Annotated in this window: 19 protein-coding genes; 5 read left to right on the top strand and 14 right to left on the bottom strand. The window is 41.5% G+C overall.

Annotation, left to right across the window (positions count from 1 at the left end):
• The first annotated feature begins 221 nt into the window (after positions 1–221).
• A complete protein-coding gene (locus tag LMU01S_RS06935; protein ID WP_225354613.1) occupies positions 222–836 on the top strand; it encodes a YoaK family protein in 615 nt (204 codons plus the stop codon).
• An 87-nt stretch (positions 837–923) separates the two neighbouring features.
• Here LMU01S_RS06935 and LMU01S_RS06940 read toward each other — a convergent pair whose 3' ends face one another.
• The 3 genes from LMU01S_RS06940 to LMU01S_RS06950 all read right to left on the bottom strand — a co-directional run bounded on the left by LMU01S_RS06940 (position 924) and on the right by LMU01S_RS06950 (position 3,448).
• Positions 924–1,487, bottom strand: coding sequence for a redoxin domain-containing protein (locus LMU01S_RS06940; RefSeq protein WP_056959330.1), 564 nt, complete (start codon positions 1,485–1,487; stop codon positions 924–926).
• A 126-nt stretch (positions 1,488–1,613) separates the two neighbouring features.
• Positions 1,614–2,498 (bottom strand): hypothetical protein, encoded by an 885-nt coding sequence (locus tag LMU01S_RS06945; protein ID WP_056959331.1) that lies wholly within the window; start codon positions 2,496–2,498, stop codon positions 1,614–1,616.
• 374 nt (positions 2,499–2,872) lie between these two features.
• On the bottom strand, positions 2,873–3,448 hold the full coding sequence (locus LMU01S_RS06950) for a DJ-1 family glyoxalase III (RefSeq protein WP_056959217.1): 576 nt from the start codon (positions 3,446–3,448) through the stop codon (positions 2,873–2,875).
• A gap of 277 nt (positions 3,449–3,725) precedes the next feature.
• On the opposite strand from LMU01S_RS06950, the gene LMU01S_RS06955 reads away from it, so the two are divergent.
• Positions 3,726–4,343 (top strand): NAD(P)H-dependent oxidoreductase, encoded by a 618-nt coding sequence (locus tag LMU01S_RS06955; protein WP_082613074.1) that lies wholly within the window; start codon positions 3,726–3,728, stop codon positions 4,341–4,343.
• Between the two features lie 242 nt (positions 4,344–4,585).
• On the opposite strand, the gene LMU01S_RS06960 is transcribed toward LMU01S_RS06955, so the two are convergent.
• The 4 genes from LMU01S_RS06960 to LMU01S_RS06975 all read right to left on the bottom strand — a co-directional run bounded on the left by LMU01S_RS06960 (position 4,586) and on the right by LMU01S_RS06975 (position 9,370).
• The gene (locus LMU01S_RS06960; RefSeq protein WP_056958005.1) at positions 4,586–5,197 is read right to left on the bottom strand and encodes a LysE/ArgO family amino acid transporter; all 612 of its coding nucleotides are present in this window, start codon (positions 5,195–5,197) and stop codon (positions 4,586–4,588) included.
• A 108-nt stretch (positions 5,198–5,305) separates the two neighbouring features.
• Positions 5,306–5,971: a beta-phosphoglucomutase gene (pgmB, locus tag LMU01S_RS06965; RefSeq protein ID WP_056958003.1), complete on the bottom strand. Its 666-nt coding sequence runs from the start codon at positions 5,969–5,971 to the stop codon at positions 5,306–5,308.
• Between the two features lie 10 nt (positions 5,972–5,981).
• Complete coding sequence (locus tag LMU01S_RS06970) at positions 5,982–8,240, bottom strand: glycoside hydrolase family 65 protein (RefSeq protein WP_056958001.1); 2,259 nt, start codon at positions 8,238–8,240, stop codon at positions 5,982–5,984.
• A gap of 110 nt (positions 8,241–8,350) precedes the next feature.
• Positions 8,351–9,370, bottom strand: coding sequence for a LacI family DNA-binding transcriptional regulator (locus LMU01S_RS06975; protein ID WP_056958007.1), 1,020 nt, complete (start codon positions 9,368–9,370; stop codon positions 8,351–8,353).
• A gap of 124 nt (positions 9,371–9,494) precedes the next feature.
• Between LMU01S_RS06975 and LMU01S_RS06980 the strand changes: the two genes are divergently transcribed.
• Positions 9,495–9,935 carry an ASCH domain-containing protein gene (locus LMU01S_RS06980; RefSeq protein WP_056957999.1) on the top strand — a complete coding sequence of 147 codons (441 nt, stop codon included), beginning with the start codon at positions 9,495–9,497 and terminating at the stop codon, positions 9,933–9,935.
• Between the two features lie 56 nt (positions 9,936–9,991).
• Here the strand turns inward: LMU01S_RS06980 and LMU01S_RS06985 are convergent, their stop codons facing one another.
• Positions 9,992–11,842, bottom strand: a complete 1,851-nt coding sequence (locus tag LMU01S_RS06985) for a heavy metal translocating P-type ATPase (RefSeq protein ID WP_056957997.1) — start codon at positions 11,840–11,842, stop codon at positions 9,992–9,994.
• Between the two features lie 200 nt (positions 11,843–12,042).
• Between LMU01S_RS06985 and brnQ the strand changes: the two genes are divergently transcribed.
• Positions 12,043–13,386 carry a branched-chain amino acid transport system II carrier protein gene (brnQ, locus tag LMU01S_RS06990; RefSeq protein WP_056957995.1) on the top strand — a complete coding sequence of 448 codons (1,344 nt, stop codon included), beginning with the start codon at positions 12,043–12,045 and terminating at the stop codon, positions 13,384–13,386.
• Between the two features lie 64 nt (positions 13,387–13,450).
• Here brnQ and LMU01S_RS06995 read toward each other — a convergent pair whose 3' ends face one another.
• The 4 genes from LMU01S_RS06995 to LMU01S_RS07010 form a co-directional block, all read right to left on the bottom strand.
• A complete protein-coding gene (locus LMU01S_RS06995) occupies positions 13,451–14,977 on the bottom strand; it encodes an ABC transporter permease/substrate-binding protein (protein WP_056957993.1) in 1,527 nt (508 codons plus the stop codon).
• A complete protein-coding gene (locus LMU01S_RS07000) occupies positions 14,977–15,909 on the bottom strand; it encodes an ATP-binding cassette domain-containing protein (protein WP_056957991.1) in 933 nt (310 codons plus the stop codon). The genes LMU01S_RS06995 and LMU01S_RS07000 overlap by 1 nt, the downstream gene beginning before the upstream one ends.
• A 255-nt stretch (positions 15,910–16,164) precedes the next feature.
• Positions 16,165–17,946 (bottom strand): ABC transporter ATP-binding protein, encoded by a 1,782-nt coding sequence (locus LMU01S_RS07005; RefSeq protein ID WP_056957989.1) that lies wholly within the window; start codon positions 17,944–17,946, stop codon positions 16,165–16,167.
• Position 17,947: 1 nt separating this feature from the next.
• A complete protein-coding gene (locus LMU01S_RS07010) occupies positions 17,948–19,681 on the bottom strand; it encodes an ABC transporter ATP-binding protein (RefSeq protein WP_056957987.1) in 1,734 nt (577 codons plus the stop codon).
• A gap of 156 nt (positions 19,682–19,837) precedes the next feature.
• Between LMU01S_RS07010 and LMU01S_RS07015 the strand changes: the two genes are divergently transcribed.
• Positions 19,838–20,146, top strand: coding sequence for an ArsR/SmtB family transcription factor (locus LMU01S_RS07015; protein ID WP_056957986.1), 309 nt, complete (start codon positions 19,838–19,840; stop codon positions 20,144–20,146).
• A 40-nt stretch (positions 20,147–20,186) separates the two neighbouring features.
• Here the strand turns inward: LMU01S_RS07015 and LMU01S_RS07020 are convergent, their stop codons facing one another.
• Positions 20,187–20,678 (bottom strand): hypothetical protein, encoded by a 492-nt coding sequence (locus LMU01S_RS07020; RefSeq protein WP_056957984.1) that lies wholly within the window; start codon positions 20,676–20,678, stop codon positions 20,187–20,189.
• Positions 20,679–20,758: 80 nt separating this feature from the next.
• Positions 20,759–21,064: a DUF421 domain-containing protein gene (locus LMU01S_RS07025; protein ID WP_420896583.1), complete on the bottom strand. Its 306-nt coding sequence runs from the start codon at positions 21,062–21,064 to the stop codon at positions 20,759–20,761.
• Between the last annotated feature and the right edge of the window lie 52 nt (positions 21,065–21,116).

Consider the following 21,116-nt stretch of genomic DNA (forward strand, 5'->3'; position numbering starts at 1 on the left):
TTTGATTATATTTTAATTAACAGTTATTTCCTCCTTTTTTTGATATTTACGGGCCCCTTGCCCAACTTTAATTATAGCGGACTAGACTACAAAATACGTACTCAAAAGTATGGCAAGTGCTAAAATAAAAGATAGTTAATTTTTTATCTGGAAGTGATCTTATCAATAATTATGAACTTGTTAAACAAAAATATGCCCAATCGCTTTTGATCGGGCTGACTTTGGCATTTTGTGGTGGCTATATTGACGCCTATACCTATGTTTTGCGTGAACATTCGCTGGTCGCTGGGCAGACCGGTAATATCGTCTTCTTAGCTGTCGACATTGCTAGTAAAGGGCTTGTGCTTACGGAAACGCGCTTTTTTACCTTTGTCTTTTTTATTTTAGGGATCTTTGTCATCAGCTTTCTCGCTAAAAAACTAGACTCTCCCTACGTCAAGCCTTTATCATTGCTCCCCTGTATCTTGGCTTGTCTAGTGATCGGTTTTTTACCCGTTAGCATGCCTGACTATCTAGTCGTTCCCCCATTAGCCTTTGGGGTCGGGATCCAAACGACTTCATTTAGCAAGATCGAGGGCATCCCTTACAACAACTCCTTTTCCACAGGAAATATCAAAAAGGGGATGCTCGCTTGGAACGGATTTTTCTTCTCCCACAATTTATCCGATAAACATGCGGCTAAACTGTATTTAGCGATCACCCTCGCTTTTGCACTAGGCGCTTTGTGTTCCGCCGAACTGGAAAAAATTTGGGGGATCCATACGATCTGGGCGATCACCGTTATCTTGAGCACAGTGATGTTGCGGTATCTTTATTTATTGCATCATGAAAAATAACCCGGGACAACGCCTAAGTTTTCCAGACAAAAAATAAGATGATCTGTCGCAACGGATCATCTTATTTTTTGACTTTTTTCAATTTAATTATAATTTACCAACTAGATCTAAGCCTGGTTCCAACACATCATCACCTGGTTGCCAACTAGCTGGGCAAACTTTATCGCCGTGTGCGCGTACAAAGGAAGCTGCTTGAAGTGTTCTAAAGATCTCAGAGGCGTTCCGACCGATACCCATGTTGTTGATCGTATAGGATTGGATCACTCCATCTGGATCAACAATGAAAGCAGCCCGGTATGTTTGACCGAGTTCTGCATTCAATACATCAAATGCCTTAGCTAATTTGCCAGCTGGATCGGCTAACATTGGATATTCGATCTTACCAATACCAGTCGAAGCCTCAGCCCATGCCTTGTGTACAAACTCGGTATCTTCGGAAACAGAATAGATCTCTGCCCCAGCTGCCTTGAATTGGGAATATTTAGCTTGTAAATCTTCTAATTCGGTTGGGCAAACAAAGGAGAAGTCGGCTGGATAAAAGAAGAACACGCTCCATTTACCCAAAACGTCTTTTTTGGTGACATCCTTTAATTCACCTTGTTGATATGCCTTAACTGAAAAATCTTGAATCTCTTGCCCAATGTAATTCATCTAAGAACGCCTCACTTTTTATTTTTCTTTGGTACAACTCTTAGTATAGTCTAGCTGATACATTTGTCAATCTTTATATACTGGGGTTAATAAAAGGTTTTTAGAATTTTTTAAAACTAAATTTTTTTACTGCAAACTTGCTGCCACTAAGACTAAAGTTTCTAAGTTGTCTGCCTTAAATTCATAGACCACATTATCTTTATTCCAAGTGAGTGATTGGGTCAAAAAGCCTGCTTTAGCGGAAGTTTCCAAACGACCACTTCCCCGTTGTGACGGTTCAGGTAAGCGATAGCGTTCTAACAGTGTTACAGCCTTACGGGCAGCTACTGCTGGATCTTCATTAGCAACTGGGCTACCGTGCATGGTAAAGGACCAATTCCCTTCATTCCAATGCAAGTAACGTTGACCGGCACCGCTATTGACAGTCGCTTGCAACCCATAACCTAAGTTGATCTTAGGTAAATTGCCTTGCGAAGTATCGTTTTGATAATCGATCTGGCTAACAGCTTCATCGGTCGAAGCATAGGTCTTTTTAGTCAAAGTAGCATATGGTGATCTATCTTTTAAACTTTCGTCATTAACTGGCTTAGCATCTTTTTCAAGATAATAATTAGCGGTATAGTTGTTTAGATCGCCACTATAAGAAACACTTACTTTCTTTTGGCTATCTTCTTTACCGGACAGTGTAGCTACAAGCGCAGTATCGCCCAAATTTTGGCGCATCGAGATCGCACCTTGCTGTATCAATTCATTATTAGAAAGTTTATTAGCCTCAGCTTGGCTTTCATCGGTCGCACTATTTTCGGTGTTTGAGCTTTGGTCTTGACTACTACTTTCAGAGCTTTGACTTTCTTTAGCCTGACTAGTCGAGCTTGGTTTTTGGCTACTACTTTTAGCCGTTTGGGAAGTGCTTTGTTCTTTAGCATTAGTCTTTGAGCCATTATCGTTAGAACAGCCTGCCAAAACGACTGTACAGAGCAATGCCAAGGTCACTTTTGAAAATTTATTCATGATCTTATCCTCCGTTATATTTAATTTGTTTAATTATTTCTACCCTAAGGATACCTTATTTAGGACAAAGATACCAAATTTTGAATACAGTGCTTAAAATTGTGGGAAATGCCGTACAGATAACGGTGACTTGGGCATGATGCGGGCCTAGCATCATGTACAAGGCATTGTTATCTGCTAGGCATTGCAATTTTAAGCACGACTACGATCACAGTGAGCAAAATTGCGGGAAACTCCGTAGAAATAACTGTATCCCATTTACGAGGCGGGGTTTGCCTCGTGAGTGGGATATTGTTATTTCCTAGGAGTTGCAATTTTAAGCACGACTATAACGTAAACAAAAAGACCAGAAAATAACTTCTGGTCTCTTATCTCTAACGGCTCAACATCAACATGTTGTATAACATACTATCTTTTAACTTATCTACATCTGCGCCTAAAACTTTGGCGATCTCATAGGCATAGGCCCAAGCCGTTGCTGGCCCGCGACTGGTGATCAAATGATTCTTTTCATCTACAACGACTAAAGCTTCATCAAAATTACCATGCTTGACTTCATCTGCGATCCCGGCTTCCATTCCTGGATATAACGTATATTGGCTATCATCCAATAAGCCATAGCGTGCAAAAGCGATCGGAGCAGCACACATCGCCGCATTCCACTTACCAGCTTTTTTACGTTCGACCATAAATTGACGCAATGTTTCATTGTCACGCAAGGCTTCTGAACCAGGTAGACCCCCTGGAAAGATCACGATATCATAGTCCAATAAACTTTCATCCATGACCTTATCACAAGTCAACACGATATTATGGTCACCATTGACGATCTTATCGAATAAACCGACCATATCACATTTGATCCCGGCACGCCGTAAAACATCAACGCTTGATAGTGCTTCAACTTCCTCACAACCAGGTGCGATCATCACTGCTGCTGTTTTTGTCATTATAAAGCCCCCTAAAATATTTACTAACTCTATTTTAGTCCAAAATTTCGTTAAGGGCTAATTTTTGGACTAAAAAGTCGCCTTCAAGATCATCTTTGAAGAATTTTTTAGTCCAAACCTTGCCTATCGCTCCAGATAGCGAAGAATAACACAAGTTCACTTAGGTAGATCAACTACTCTAGATTGCTTTTTATACCTTCTTCACTTCATCAGGTTGACATCGCTACTAAGTTGGAATATTATAAATTTTTATAAATAAAGAACTAGAGGTATTATTATGTCAACACTTTTAGTCATCCAAGCATACTCCAACGATAAAAGTGCGCACTTGGATCGGCTTAACCAGCATTTTATTACAAGTTATCAACAAGCTCACCCCAAAGATCGGATCATTTTTCACGACCTTATCAAGGATAGCACGCCGACACTAAATTCACAGATGTTAATGGCCTTGCGAAAGAAACAGCATCAAAAGCCATTATCAGCGTTTGAACAAAAGTTGTTGTGTGAGCATGATGACTGGCTTAATGATTTCATGCTTGCTGATAAATATCTTTTCGTTGCTCCGATCCAACAACGGTTCTTACCCACAGAGCTCAAACAATATTTAGATCTGATCGTAGCCACATTGACCGAGATGGCCCCCCACAAAAAAGCCTTACATCTCCAAGCAACAGATCGGACCTATCATCCCAGATCACTTAAGTATTTTTGGGACACATATAAACACAAACATAACCTGGGAAATAAATATCTCCAAAAACTTTTATCCTTCTACGGGTTAAAAGATTTTACCACACTACATATTGAAGGTTTAGCAAACTGTTGCACCAGTTGCGACCTTTCATTAAAGCATTGTCAAAAACAACTGACCAAAATCGCAAACGCATTTTGATCACAGTGCGCAAAATTGCGGGAAATGCCGTACAGATAACGGTGATTTGGGCATGATGCGGGCTTAGCATCATGTACAAGGCATTGTTATCTGCTAGGCATTGCAATTTTAAGCACGACTACGATCACAGTGCGCAGAATTGCGGGAACTCAATAAAAATAACGCGGGTCTCACCACGTATTACTTCGTGTGAGACCCGCGTTATTCATCTGGCACTAATACCATTCACTTTTTTAGTTTATTTAAAATAATTGTTTGCCACCTTCGACAAATAAGAAAATACCGTAAACAACGACGATGATCCCGCTGATCAAATTGATCCACAATAGCAATTTATCTGGGATCTTGTGGCGAAAGACATTAAAAGCCGTTGTCATCCCCATGTCCCAAATAAAGGAAGCACTGACGACTCCAATGATAAAAAAAACACTTTCAGCCAAGGTCAAAGTCCCACGACTAGCCCCCAACATCATCGTCCCATCGATCAAAGCCTGGGGATTAGCCCAACTGACTACAAAAGCCGTCGTGATCGCTTGTTTTAAGCTTATCTTATTGTCATCGCTCGTTAAAGCCCGTTGATCAGCCGCCCGGATGATCCCCCAGCCAATATAAGCAGTCAAGAGACCACCGGCTAACATAATAAATAATTTCAAGGTCTGATTATGGGTGATCAAAGCTCCGATACCGTAAAAAGCCGCTAAACAAAAGAGCGCATCAAAGACCCAAACTAAAAAAGTATACAGCCAAGCCCGACTCAATTTATAAGATAAGCCGTTGTTGAACACATACACATTTTGCATCCCGATCGGCGCCACGAACGCAAATCCGATCAATAACCCTTGCCAATAAGCCAAATTACTCTCCCCATTCTCTAAAATACTCTTATTTGAATCATAACACAGATTTTAGGTAAGAGGACAAAAAAGAAGCCAGAGTTTCCCCTGACTTCTAGAACTGTTTACTTATTTGGCATCTTCCCATGCCTTTTCAAAAAGTGCATAGGAGAAATCTGCTGTTGTTTCTACAACTACATCCGCTTGGGCTAATTCAGTCGCATCTCCTACAGCCACCGCTGTCATTCCAGCAGCTTTGATCGCCGCTACACCCGAAACAGCATCTTCGACTCCAACACAATCCTTTGGTTCAAGCGCGACTGCTTTGGCACCAGCTAAGAAGATATCAGGAGCTGGTTTGCCGTTAGCAACTTTACTTGGATCAGCGATCGCATCAAATTCGTTTGCTAAACCTAGCTTTTCTAAGATCGCCGGCGCATTCTTGGAAGCTGAAGCAATTGATAATTTAACGCCATGCTCTTTTAATTCACCGATCAAACGGGTGATCCCTGGCAAAATATCTTCTTTTGTCAAAGTTTCGATCGCTTGCAAATAATAACCATTTTTCTTTTCGGCCATCGCCAAGATCTCTGCTTCAGTATAGTTATCACGTAACCCCCCAAATTCCAAGATCTTGATCAAAGAATCAGTCCGACTGATCCCTTTTAATTCAGCTTCAAATTCAGCGGGTAAAACTAGCCCTAATTGTTCTTTAGCTAGTTGGCTCCAAGCTTCAAAGTGAAACTTCGCTGTATCGGTGATCACACCGTCTAAATCAAAAATTGCACCTTTCATCAGTTTCCTCCTATTTTGCTGTTAATTTGGTCTCTTCACCATTCAATTTGATCTTCAAAGGTTCACCTTTCAACAATTCGATCTTAGAACCTGTCTTATCAACTTCGATACTCAACAAACGACCGCGGAAGTTGATCCGGAATTTGTAGCCATCCCACTCCTTAGGTAAGAATGGTGCAAATTCAAGTTCACCATCGATAACACGCATACCAGCAAATCCTTGAACGATCGCCAACCATGAACCCGTCATTGATGTGATGTGCAAGCCATCTTCAGTATCGTTGTTATAGTTATCCAAGTCTAACCGGGCTGTCCGGGAATACATTTCAAAAGCTTTATCTTCTTTGTGAAGGTCAGCAGCCAAAACCGAGTGGATCGATGGCGAAAGACTTGATTCATGCACGGTCAATGGTTCGTAGAAATCAAAGTTCTTTTCTTTTTGTTCTGGCGTGAAGTCTTCAACAAAGTAATAGATACCCTGTAAAACATCAGCTTGTTTGATATATGGTGAACGCAAGATCTTGTCCCATGACCAGTTTTGGTTCAATGGTAATTGCCCTTCTGGAAGATCTTTAACTGGTGTCAGGTCTTTGTCCAAGAAGGTATCATGTTGAACGAAGATCCCGAGTTCTTGATCTTGTGGTAAATACATATTATCCGCAATTTCATGCCATTTTTGACGTTCTGTCTCACCTAAATCGAGCTGCGCCAATTTTTGGGCTGAAACTTTATCAGCGATCTCATTTGCATAGTTCAAGCACCATTTAGCCAACATGTTGGTGTACCAGTTGTTATTGACGTTGTTTTCATATTCGTTTGGTCCGGTCACGCCGTGGATCATGTATTGTCCCTTGCGCTTGGAGTAATGCACTCGATCAGCCCAGAAGCGTGCGATCCCGACTAAAACATCAAAGCCATCGTGGGTCGCATATTCTTCATCACCGGTGTAACGAGTATAGTTGTAGATCGCATAGGCAATCGTTCCGTTACGGTGGATCTCTTCAAATGTGATCTCCCATTCGTTGTGGCATTCGATCCCGTTGAAAGTTACCATTGGATACAATGCACCTTTCAAACCTTGTTGTTGGGCGTTGTGGTAAGCCCCTGCTAATTGATCACACCGATACTTGAGTAAATTCTTTGTCACCGATTCGTCGGCTAAAGCTAAATACAACGGTACTGCAAAAGCTTCTGTATCCCAGTATGTGGCACCACCATACTTTTCACCGGTGAAACCTTTTGGCCCAATGTTTAAGCGAGCATCATCACCGTAATAAGTTGAGAAGAGTTGGAACAAGTTGAAGCGAATACCTTGTTGTGATTCAGCATTACCTGAGATCTCAACATCCGCTTTTTCCCAACGCTTAGCCCAACCAGCTGCTTGAGCTGCTTTCAACTCTTCAAATGAGCTTTCAGCTTGTTTTCGGCTCAAAGTTTGTGCAGCTTGTGTTAAAGCTGCTTGTGTTTCATGATCACGTGAAGTTACCACGATCACACGTTTTTCAAAAGCTACAGTTTGACCAGCAGCAACTTGGCCGGCAAATGTATTGACTACGCTCTTTTCAGTCGTTTCAGCTGCCATTGGTCGTAGATCGGTTACGTGGTCAGCTAACATTTCAGTTGTAAATTGTGGCGTACCAAAGTTATTTGGTATCGTTTGTGCCGTTAAAGACATATGTGTTTCAGCTACATTTTGTGCCAAAACATTCCAGAATTTTTCATCATAGTTTGCATCTTCATTGAAAACATCCGCATCAATGTATGATCTGATCTCAACGTCTGCTTCAGTATCATTTAAGTTTTCGATCGTGATCTTGGAAGCGTAGAGTTCTTTTTGCGCTACACTGACAAAACGTTCAAAGTTCAAACGGAATTTTTGACCGTCTTTTGTAACGATAAAGCTACGGTTTAAGATCCCTTTTTTCATGTCGAGTGCAAGTTCAAAGTCTGAAAATTCATCCTTAGCTAAATCAACCGAAGAGCCGTTCAACTTGATGTCAACTTTAGTGAAATCAACTGCATTGATGACCTTCCCAAAGTATTCAGGATAACCGTTCTTCCACCAACCAACACGTGTCTTATCTGGATACCAAACGCCTCCAAGATAAATCCCTTTATGTGTATCACCGGAATATGTTTCTTCAAACATCCCCCGCATCCCCATGTATTCGTTCCCAATACTGGTCATACTTTCTTGAAGTCGTTTTTCTTCGGGTTTAAATTCATGTGTGACTACTTTCCATGGATCGATCTCAAAAATTCTTTTCATTTACACTGACCACCTTTTAAAAATATAATTTAAACGTTTTCATTTTACACATTAATTATAAATGCAATCGGTTGCATTTGCAAGCAAAAAAATCTCTTTTTCTGAGATTTTTAGATTTTTGTAGAGGCGCGTTCTACGATCTTATGGGGCACGACTATGTGATCGGTCTCCAGCTTTAACTTATCATTTCCTTTTGTACTGATCGCTAAAGCGGCTGCTTCGGAACCTAAAAAGCGCGGGAAGATCTCGACTGAGGTCAAGGCTGGCCGAGCTGTTTTCGCAAGTAATGAGTTATTAAAGCCCAGCAAAGCAAGTTCAGATTGCTCGATCTCACAAATATCACAGAGATGCTGGATCTCTATTGCTAATATATCGTCACAAGCTACTACACCAACTTTACCGCCAGTTTTAGATAACATCTGGTCCAAAGCTTTGGCATTCTTTATTTCATCATCGCACTCAGTACTCAAGCACAATGGTGATTCAGTAATATTTACTTCACTCAAAGCCGCTAGATAGCCTTTATACCGTGCATTTTGAACCTTTTCAGAAAGATCAGTATGTGCATAAACGATCCGTGTCGCCCCTTTAGCGAGCAAGAATTTAGTTGCATCGTATCCCGCTTTGAAATTATCATTATCCACATAATACGTCGTCTCTTTATCGGTATATGGTGAACCGATCACAACATAGTGGATCTTTGGATATTGCTTGATAAATTCCAGCACTGGATCGTTGGCTTGGGAATAAACAAAGACGAACCGCGTGATATTTCCCCGCTTGATCATTGTTTCGATATTTTTGATCAATTCTTCAGTCGTTTGCCCTGACGCAACAGAGACTAACTGTGCATGCGCATTGCAGATCGAAGCTAAGCCTTGAATGATCTGGATGAAAAACGGATTATCCCCCACAGCTTCTTCGCGGGCTGGCAAAATGACCCCGATCGTATTTGAGGTTTGATTAGCTAAATTTTGGGCGGCAAAATTAGGCGAATAATCCAGCTCTTTCATCGCCTGGCGCACCTTATCTTTGGTCTCTTCACTGATCAACGGACTATCATGCATCGCACGTGAAGCTGTTGATGGCGAAACCCCAGCTCTTTTCGCGACATCTTTTATCGTTGCCATCTGAGCACCACCTTTCATAAAAACGTTTGCATAACCTTAAGTATATACCGCCAAAATGTCTTTATGCAAGCATTCATCAAAAAAACATGATATACTTAGAAAAAATTTATCGAGGTAATAGACTATGGATGCAACTGAAATGTGGCACGCATTTTGTGCCAACGAGCCTATGCTTACCAATGCCCCTCATGAAGCTTGGGCTTTTGGCTGTGAACCTGATTTTTTAGCCAAACTTGTTTTGCGCGGGCAAAAAACAGCTACTACATCTTCTTATCCCTTATATGCTCTAGAAAATGAGCCCCTTCCTCAAGTCGGTGAATATAACATCATCTTAGATGGCAACGACGAGGCGGTCTGCATCACCAAAACGACCAAAGTCTATCGCACATCATTTAAAAACGTTTCCGCGCGCCATGCTTATTTAGAGGGTGAAGGCGATCGGAGCCTAGCCTATTGGCGTAAAGTCCATCAAGCTTTCTTCACGGCCGAATTAGCCGAAGTAAAGCTGGACTTTACACCTGAACTCGAAGTCGTCTGTGAAGAATTTGAAGTTGTTTTTAGCTAAATAAAATGATCTGACCAGCAAGATACTAGTCAGATCATTTTATTTAGTATTGTGTGTTATTTACGCATGATCCGCAAAGCGTTCAAAACTGCGATCAAAGTTACACCGACATCCGCAAACACCGCTTCCCACATCGTTACGTCACCAAAGGCACCTAAGATCAAAAAGACAAATTTGATCCCCAAAGCTAAGCAGATATTTTGCCAAACGATCTTTTTAGTTCGACGTGCAATATTTAAAACACGTAAGATCGCAGCTGGATCATCACGCATCAAAACCACATCTGCGGCCTCGATCGCGGCATCAGAGCCCAAAGCCCCCATAGCGATCCCAACGTCGGCACTGGCTAAAACGGGGGTATCATTTAGGCCGTCACCGACAAAGCCAACTTTGCCAGTTTGAGCTTGTTGCAATTTTTCAACTTCAGCCAACTTATCTTGCGGTAAAAGTTCTGCTTTGACTGTATCGATCGCTAATTTAGACGCGATCGCATCAGCTGTTTTTTGGCGATCACCAGTCAGCATCACAGTCTGGATCCCTTGTTTTTTGAGTTCTTTTAGCGTTGCTGTAGAAGTTTGTTTGAGTGTATCAGCGATCTCCAAACACCCTAAATATTTGCCAGCATACGCAACATAGACTAATGTTCCAGTAGCTGTTGATGGTAACTTTGCCACCGCGATCTTCTGTTCATTTAGTAGCGATCTTTTTCCGACCAATAATTCTTTATCGGCAAAAACAGCCTTGATCCCTTGACCGACTACTTCTTTTACAGTTGCTAATTTTTCGGTCGGTAATTTTCCTGGGAAATATTCCACGATCGAACGAGCGATCGGATGGGGAGAATGCATTTCAGCAATCGCGGCTAATTCAACTAATTCAGCTTCTTTTACCCCTGCATCAGGATAGACATTTTCGACCTGAAATTTACCTTCTGTCAAAGTCCCAGTCTTATCAAAAACCAAAGTCTGGATCTGCGTCAATAATTCTAAATAGTTACTTCCCTTGACCAAAACACCAGCTCTAGACGAGGCACCGATCCCGGCAAAAAAGCCTAAAGGAATCGAAATGACCAACGCACATGGACATGAGATCACTAAAAAGATCAATGCCCGATAGAACCATTCGCTAAATGGGAGTCCCAAAAATAGCGGTGGGATAATTGCCAGTAATAACGCTGCTCCGACCACGATCGGCGTGTAGACTTGCGCAAATTTGGTGATGAACTTTTCAGTTGGCGCCTTTTTTTGACTTGCATTTTCAACTAATTCCAAGATCTTAGCAACGGTCGATTCACCATAAGGCTTAGTCACACGAACTTCGATAACACTGTCTAACACGATCGCACCACTCAAGATCTGTGCTCCAGTTTCGACTAAGCGCGGTTCTGATTCCCCCGTCAAAGCGGCCGTATCTAAATAGGCACTTCCCTGGATGACTTTACCATCTAAAGGGACACGTTCACCTGGCTTGATCTTGATCACTTCATCAAGCTCAACTTGTGTTGGTGAAACTTTAGTCACAGTGCCATCTTTAGTGACTAAATTGGCATATTCGGGACGAATATCTAATAATTGTGTGATCGAATCACGTGAACGCTCAACGGCAATATCTTCAAAAAGTTCACCTAAAGCGTAAAATAACATCACGGCGACCGCTTCGGGATACTGCTTGACGGCAAAAGCCCCCACCGTTGCGATCATCATCAAAAAATTCTCATCAAACCATTTACCATGAAAGATATGCTCGATCGCCTCTTTGATCACACCAAAACCGATGATCAAATAAGCTATTAGGTAAAGAGCAAATTCCAGCCCGGTACTTAAGTTTGGCAAATGTGCCACTAAAAATAGCAAGCTCGTGAGCACTATCTGAATAATTTTATTTTTGTTTGCAAAAATCGTCTCCATTGTTTGTCACCTCTAAACTTATGAATATATGTTCATATTTTCAATTAAAGTGTAACATGCTTATTTGGCTAATGCAATCATTTTAATTACTTTGACATTTAACCAAAAATAATGTAGCTTAAAAGTTAACTATTAATTGTGTCCTGTCTGGCCACTCTGACCTGAGAGGACTTTTTTTATAAATAACATAGGAGGATTTTATGGAAAGTAAGAAATTAACTTTCAGACATTATCTAATGATCGGTTCTTTGATCTTTGGGATGTTATTTGGAGCCGGAAACCTGATCTTTCCAGTTCATTTAGGCCAAATGGCTGGGAGCCACTGGCTAAGTGCAGCTTTAGGCTTTTTAGCTTCGGGGGTTTTATTACCAGTTTTAGGTCTACTGGCGATCAGTATCACTCAATCACGTGGTATCTATGAACTAGCTCGTCCCGTCGGCCACAGCTATGCGTTGCTCTTTATGATCTTGATCTACGCTACGATCGGACCATTTTTTGCAACACCTAGAACAGCGACTGTGCCCTTTACGATCGGTTTTGCTCCACATATCCCGCAAAATCAGCAATCATTAGGCCTATTGATCTATTCAGCGATCTTCTTTTTATTAGTCTACTTTCTGTCTATTCGGGAAACTAAGATCACTGCTTTGATCGGTAAAGTGCTTAACCCGGTCTTTTTAGTAATGTTATTTGTGATCTTTTTACTGGCTTTTAGCAGCCCACTAAGTTCAGCTGCGAGTGCCCCGATCACTAAAGAGTATTTGACGGGCGCTTTTGCTTCCGGCCTTCTCCAAGGCTACAACACGATGGATGCTTTGGCTTCGATCGCTTTTGGGATCACTATCGTTACCGCCGTCCGCCAATTTGGTCTAAAAGATAAAAAAGATATCGCTTTGGCAACTGCTAAAGGTGGTTCACTTGGGATCTTGTCGATCGGGATCATCTACATTGCTTTGATCTTGTTAGGAGCGCAAAGTGTCTCGACTTTTGGTCTGGCAGAAAACGGCGGGATCACTTTGACACAGATCTCTCATCACTATATGGGGATCTTTGGCGATGCTTTGTTAGCAACTTTGACGACGGTCACTTGTTTATCGACTTCAATGGGTCTTGCGATCGCCTGTTCACAAGCTTTCCATCAATTATTTAGTCGTTTTTCATATAAAGCGATCTTACTGGTCTACTGCTTGCTCTCATTTGCGATCGCCAACTTAGGACTTGATGCGATCATTTCTTGGTCATTACCAGTCTTGATGTTTTTATATCCACTAGCGATCACTTTGATCTTACTAGGTGTTTGTTCACCATTGTTTCATAATTATGCTTTGGTCTACAAAACTACGACATTTCTGACCTTGATCCCGGCTTTCTTTGACATGTTGAATGCTTTACCAGCTGGGCTAAAAGAAACTGCGCTAGTCCAAACATTGCTCAAGTTTGCTCAAACCTATTTCCCATTCTTTGATCTTGGATTTGGCTGGGTCTGCTTTAGCCTGTTAGGACTGCTCATCGGTCTTGGCGGATATTTCATGCGTAAAAAATAACTGATAAGAGGGTCTACCACGATGCAATATATCATGGTAGACCCTCTTTGCTAGAGCTTTGCGTTTATTTTAACAGTCCATGTTCGACTAAATATTTATGAGCGACCACACTTGCTTTTTGATGCTTAACGCTGACTTCATAGTTCATTTCTTGCATCTCTTCAGCGGTGATCTTGCCGGCTAATTTTTCTAAGCTCTGAACGATTTTAGGATTAGCTTGTGCAAACTTTTCATTCATCAATGGTGCCCCTTGATACGGTGGGAAAAAGTTCTTATCGTCTTTTAGCACCACTAGATCATATTGACGCACTTGCGGATCAGTCGTATAACCATCGACCAAATTGACCTTCTTTTGTGCGATCGCTTGGTAGCGTAAGGCAGGCTCCATGACCGATACCTTGCCAAAATCTAAATTATAGACTTGCTTTAAGCCCAGATAACCATCTTCTTGATTGGAAAAATCGGGATCAAAACCCGCATGGACCTTAGCGTTGACCCGTGCTAGATCACTTAATTTAGTCACATTGTATTTTTGCGAAAATTCCTTAGTCACCGCTAGATCATAACCATTTTGATATGCCATCGGTTTTAGATAGCGCAGATCATACTGTTTTGATAATTGCTTTTGCGCAAGTGTATACGTCTCTTTAGGATCACTAGGTGTCTTTTTATCGTGATCGACTAACGCTTCTAAGACTGTACCAGTAAATTCAGGATAGATATCAATTTGTCCCTTTTGAAGTGCTTTAAACAAAAATGTCGTGCCCCCAAAATTAGGTTTTAACGTCACCTCAGCTTTAGGATCGGCTTGCTTGATCAATTCCTTATACATATTCATCAAGATCTCTGGTTCACTACCAAGTTTACCAGCGATCACGACTTTAACGGGCTTAGGCTGTAAAGTTTCGTATACTTTCACGCCACCAACGCCCGCCCCTAAAAGAGCCAAAAGCGCCAAAGTTATATAGATCCGGCGAGAATTTTTGCCGATAAATTTTAAAAGTCCACTACAAATGAAAGCCAAAGCCGCTGATAAGATGCCCCCGATCAGCAGATAATCATTGTTATTTTGCTGGATCCCAAGCATGATATAACTTCCTAGACCACCAGCACCGATAAAAGCGGCTAAAGTTGCCGTACCGATGACCATGACTAAGGCGATCCTGATCCCCGATAAGATCAACGGTAAAGCTAACGGAAATTCGAGTCGTTGTAGTTGTTTAAAACGTGAAAGTCCAAATGCCTGAGCAGCTTCTTTTAAATTAGGATCAACATTTTTCAACCCTGCATACGTATTTTGATAGATCGGCATGATCGCATATAACGTTAACGCGATCACCGCTGGGACGGTGCCGATACCGACTAATGGGATCAAAAGGCCTAATAACGCTAAACTAGGGATCGTTTGGATGATCCCAGCTACCTGCAGACCGGCCTCGCCTAAAAATGGTCGATCGCGTAAACTGATCGCTAAAGGGACCGCGATCAAAACAGCGATCACTAACGAAATAAGTGAGATCGCCAAATGTTGCCCCAGTGCCTGTAAGATCTCAGTACGTTGCACACTGATTGTTTCAATCAATTTTGCCATTAGCGCCGACCCCCTTGTTCTGCCAAATAAGCTAAGAGTCCTTGATACGTGAGTTGATAAGTCTGTGCTTGATACGTGAATCGTAGCTCAGGTGTTTTTTGAAGTTGGGTCAATAAGTCATCAAAACTCTCGAGCTCGACTGCATTTTTAGCGTCTGCGATCTTGGTCGGATACGCTGTCTGTAATAAATATTCCAAATTCCAAAAGTGGGGACATTCAGGATCAAAGAAGTCCTTTACAAAATCGTTAGCCGGCTGTTGCATGATCTGCGTAGGTGTGCCGACTTGTTGTAAATGCCCCGCATGGAGAACAGCGATCCGATCGCCCAAGCGTAAGGCTTCTTGCATATCGTGGGTCACAAAAACGATCGTCGGCTTTAATTTTTGGTGCAAGTCTAAGATCAGATCCTGCGACTGGCGTCTTAACACGGGGTCTAAGGCACTAAATGATTCATCCATCAAAACTAGATCTGGCTTAGTGGCTAAAGCCCTGACGATGGCCACGCGTTGCTTTTGGCCCCCTGAAAGTTCAGCTGGTTTACGTTTGGCAAAGATTTTTGGGTCAAGTTCAACAGACTTTAACAATTCAGCTGCTCGAGCACGGCGTTTTTCTTTGGTCACTCCGAGTTGCTCAAGTTGGATCGTGATGTTATCTTCAAGCGTCAAATTTGGAAATAAACTACTATCTTGCAACACATATCCCGTATTTAGCCGTAATTTTTGCTTGTCATATTCTTTGATCTTTTTGTTATTTAAATAAATATTGCCCTGCGTAGGGATCGTCAGTTGATTTAACATCCGTAAGAGCGTTGTTTTACCACTACCACTTGGACCTACTAGCACAAAAAATTCCCCAGCATCTATCTCAAGATCAATATGATCTAAGATCGTGTTTTCACCATATTTCATCCCAACGTCTTGATAATGGATCATCGCTTTCACCTCGCAATTTTATACCATCTAGTCTGACGGAAAGTAAGCAAAAATACAATCGATACGCTCAAAATATCAATTTAGCGGGTCATAGATCTTAAAGTTACCCCAAAAGCTAGCTGATCAGGTGATCCTTTAGCGCTGGCTGATCGAAGCAATAGCAATAAATTCCAAATCTTCCCGCAACTATATTTCCCTGGAAATAAAAAGCCCCCCTCCATAAGAACATATTTATCTCATGGAGAGGACCCTTCGTTAATCTAGTACCATTTGATTTGTATATAGATCGTAATAGAAACCTTTTTGGGCGATCAACTCGGAATGACTGCCCTGCTCGATCACATTACCGTCACGTAAAACCGCGATCTTATCGGCATTGATGATCGTCTTTAAGCGGTGAGCGATCACAAAGCTCGTTCGGCCAGCTAAGACCGCATCCATTGCTTGTTGGATCTTTTCTTCCGTCACGGTATCAACGTTAGAGGTCGCCTCATCTAAGATCAAGAGATCCGGATCAGATAATAACGTCCGCGCGATACTTACCAATTGCTTTTGACCCGTTGAAAAGATCGATTGCTCATCACTTACTTTAGTCGCATAGCCTTCCGGTAGACTCATGATAAAGTCATGGATCTGGGCTTGCTTAGCAGCAAAGATCATCTCTTCATCACTTGTATTTGGAGCACCATATTTGATGTTTTCGGCGATCGTCCCCGTAAAGAGCAATGAATCTTGCAACACGATCCCAACTTTTGAACGCAAAGACTTGAGTGTGAGGTCGCGCACATCGACCCCATCAAAAGTCACCGTCCCAGAATCAACGTCATAAAAGCGATTGAAGAGATTCATCGTTGTCGTCTTACCTGAACCCGTTGGCCCAACTAAGGCTAACATTTGACCCTTTTTCACTGAGAGATCGATCCCATGCAAGATCTCTTTTCCTTCATCATAGCTAAAATGCACATCATTTAAAGCCACTTTTGAACGTAAGCCTTCTTGCTTTTTACCATCTAAAACTAGATCTTCTTCTGGTTGCGCTTCGACTTTAGCTAAACGTCTCGCACCGGTCAGTGCCAACTGGATCATCGAATAGATCGAAGTCAATTGTGTCAATGGTTGGAAGTAGGTTTGCGAATACTGCACAAACATTACGATCAAGCCCAGACCAGTCGCTGTATTCATCGAGTCAGCCACGATCAACCAGATCCCCCCAACGATCACGATCGCTAAATTCAACAATGACAGACCTTGCATCAAAGGAAACAAAAGACCCGAATAAAACTGGCCTTTAAACATTGTATCTTTAACACGTTGGTTGTATTTTTTAAAACCAGCGATCGATTCTTGTTGTAGCCCATTACTCAAAATGACCTGTTCACCGTTGATCTGCTCATTGACATAGCCGTTTAAGTTTGAGATCTCATCTTGTTGAGCATCTAAATATTTCCGAGCCTTTGACATGATAACTAAAGCGATCACCAAGACAAATGGCGTTGAGGCTACCGTGATCAAAGCTAGTTTGACGTTGATCGAAAACATCACGACCAAAGTTCCGATGTAAAGTGCCCCTTGAGAAACGATCTCAAAGACTGCATTATTCAAAGCGTTGAAGATATTATCGATATCTGAAGTAAATAACGATAAGATCTTCCCGTCTTGATGTGTATCAAAATAACGGATCTTCATGCGTTGCAATTTAGCAAATAAGTTTTTGCGCATGCCATTTGTTGCGTCCGCATTAAACTTAGACATGATCATCCAAGCAATGAATTGGGCTAACACATTCAATAAGAAATACAGGGCCATCAATTTCAATGCCGTATAAAAAATAGCCATTGAAGCACTCGCACGTGTCGCTGGATCAGCTAATTGAGCGACATATTTAGTCAAAGCTGTGACCGCGTTTCCCATATAGATCGGCGCGATCACTTGGAAAAAGGTCGCTAGTAAAGTCAAAACGATCATAATTGTCACAGCTATCCAATATTGCTTTAAATACTTCCAAAAGTAGCCACAGGCAATTTTAAAATCCTTCATTTTACAGCTCTCCTTCCTCGATCTTATCTTTAGCACGTTGCGTTTCATAGATCTCACGATAGACCTTTGAAGTCGCTAATAATTCCTGATGCGATCCCCAAGCTACGATCTGGCCTTGATCTAAGACCATGATCTTATCAGCATCCATCACCGAGAAGATCTTTTCTGCGATCACAAAAGTCGTGGTCTGCGTCAATTCCTTTTCTAGTGCTTCTTTGACCCGTTTTTCCGACTTAGCATCTAGCGCCGAGGTCGAATCATCTAAGATCAAAACTTTTGGCTTGCCGACGACCCCACGTGTGATCGATAGACGTTGCTTTTGTCCCCCAGAAAAGTTCGCCGAACGCTCTTCAACTTGATGTTCATATTGATCATCGTAGCGCTCCACAAACTCAGCTGCCTGTGAGATCTTCGCTGCCCATCTAAAATCTTTAGTGGTGGCATTACGATCACCTTGGCGCAAGTTATCTGAGATCTTGCCTGAGAAAAGTAAGGCTTTTTGTAAAACTAATGATACCGCCTTACGCAATGAAGTTTCATTTACCTCACGTAGATCGACCCCGCCAACTTTAACGACTCCAGAAGTTGGATCGTACAAACGAGTCATCAACTGAGCTAAGGTCGATTTTCCTGAGCCAGTAGCCCCGATGACCCCGATCGATTCACCAGAAGCAACTTTAAAACTGATATTTTTGAGCGTTTCATGTTCAGCTCCAGGATAAGCAAATGAAACATTGTCAAATTCAACAGCCCCATCAAGTTCCACTTCAGGTGCCTTTGGATCAAATGTTAGATCTGGTTTTGTATCTAAAACTTCTTTTATTCGCCCTAAAGAAACAAAACCACGCGCATACATCGCCATCGTCATGCCACCAAAGGCTAATGTGAATAACATCTGCATTAGATACCCGATATATGAGGTGATCGCCGCCAGTTCACCCGGGTTATTTTCCACGTTTATCCCAACTAGATAAACGACGGCGGTGATCCCCACATTGCAGACTAAGAAAAAGGCGGGCAATAAGCATGAAAATACATATCCGATCTTGATATTTAGATCATTCATATCATCAGCCACTTCACCAAAACGTTTTTCTTCATTTGTTTGTTGGTTAAAGGATTTGATCACCCTGATCCCTTGCATCGCTTCTTTAGCGATCGTATTACTGCGATCTAATTTCTTTTGATAACGATCAAACATCTTACCTAACTGCGGAAATGTCAAGCCGATCACTAAAAAGACCGCTAAAAACATCGCTACTTGTAACCACCAGAAACGTGGAATGGTGACGATCCCCATCACAAAGGCCCCGATGATCATGATCGGCATCCGTAAAACTTGCATAAAAGTCATCATTACGACATTTAGCACTTGATTCATATCGTTGATCAAACGAACGACTAAGGTACTAGCCGAAAATTTTTCAATATTACTCAAAGAAAATGTTTGGATCTTTTCATAAGTTTGTTGTCGTAGATCACTAGTAACGCCTTGCGCGACTCGAGCAGCAAAATAAACATTCAAGATCCCGGCGATCACTCCGATCACTGCTAATGCGATCAAGAGCATACCTTCTTTAAACATTGCCTGACGATCATTTTTTAATAAATTATCTAAGATAAATTGTAGGATACGCGGTTGCAATAGAGATGCACCTGCAGCCACAATGATCGAAATGACCGCACCTAAGATCGCACCTAAATAGTTTTTCAAGTGTGGTTTTAAGATCTCCATAGTCCCCTCCATAATGATAAATTTATTAAGCTATTTTTGCTTCGTATGTACCAGTCTAGCTGAATTTTAATTTTTATTCAACTGCTCAATTTAAAAATAGTTTTGCTATAATAGTTAAGAAGTTTATTAACTCTAGCAAGACACAAGGTGAATATTATGATGGATAATGATTTGAATCTCCCCTCAAAGGAGGAAACAGAAGCCAGTGTACAGATCTTTAAAGCCTTTGGCAATGAGACGCGCTATAAGATCTTGTACTTATTATTTGAAAAGCAGCTTACAGTAAGCGAGATCACCCAAGCGATCGGCATGACACAATCAGCAGTCTCGCATCAACTAAAGATCTTGCGCCAAACAGGGTTAGTCTCTAGCACACGTGACGGACAACACGTCTATTACACTTTAGCTGACGATCATATCATCATGATCTTCAAGCAAGTTAAAGAACACATCAATGAAGATTGAACACAAAAAAAGCGTAACTCCAAAAAGTCACGCTTTTTTCTTATCTTACGCGCGTGTAGAGTTTATCTACCGGAGCACGATTACCGTCATGTCCAAATTGCGCTAATTTATTTTCAGATGAATTATTCCAGGCTAAATAGTCTTGTTCATCTTCCCAAACATTGAGCAAGAGGAATTGGAAATTCTTTTTCAAAGAGATCAAGACTTTAGAAGCCTTCAATCCAAGAGGACGTGTAGCTTTATTATTCCAAGAATCAACGACTGCATTGAAAACTTTTTGTTGATCAGTATCTAAAGTCACATACCGCAATTCTAGTAGACTATCCCAGTTTGTTTCACCGATCTCTTTTAAGACGCGGTAATTCAAACCAGATTCAAACACTGTAGGTTCACCAGAGATATCAACGAGCAAATAACCATCTTTGTTGGCTAATGCACGATAAAGTAAAAAATTCCGGTCAGCGTAACGATCTGAGAGCGTCGTCAACATTTTTTCTGGTCCTAAGGCCAAATTAATTTCATTTAATGACATAATTCATCCTTCTTTCAGCAGACTTACTTTATTAGTATAGCACTAGAACTATTCTAAACCTATTAGCCAAAAACTGCTAATTATTTCTTTGGATAACCTACAAAATATAACTTACCACTGATATATTCGCCCAAAAAGACCTCTGCACTGCTCTTAAAGCCATTTTTTTGTAATTGCTCATCAAGCCAGGCTTCATCTTGTGAGATCATCTCTAAAATATCATAATTGATGATCCCATCACTGATCAAGGGATAACGAATGCTTTCATCATCACCATATTCAAGCACTGTCAATTGGCCATTTTGTTCCAAAACAGCCCGTTTGACTCGTGCTAACTCATAGATCCCATTGACCCGCAATCTAAACATCAATTCATCGGCGGTCACCCCGCGTTGTCAACTACCCCTCACTAAAGTGAGGGGCTTGTGAGGCTAAGCA

The organism is Ligilactobacillus murinus DSM 20452 = NBRC 14221 (assembly GCF_001591685.1).
Lineage (GTDB): Bacteria > Bacillota > Bacilli > Lactobacillales > Lactobacillaceae > Ligilactobacillus > Ligilactobacillus murinus.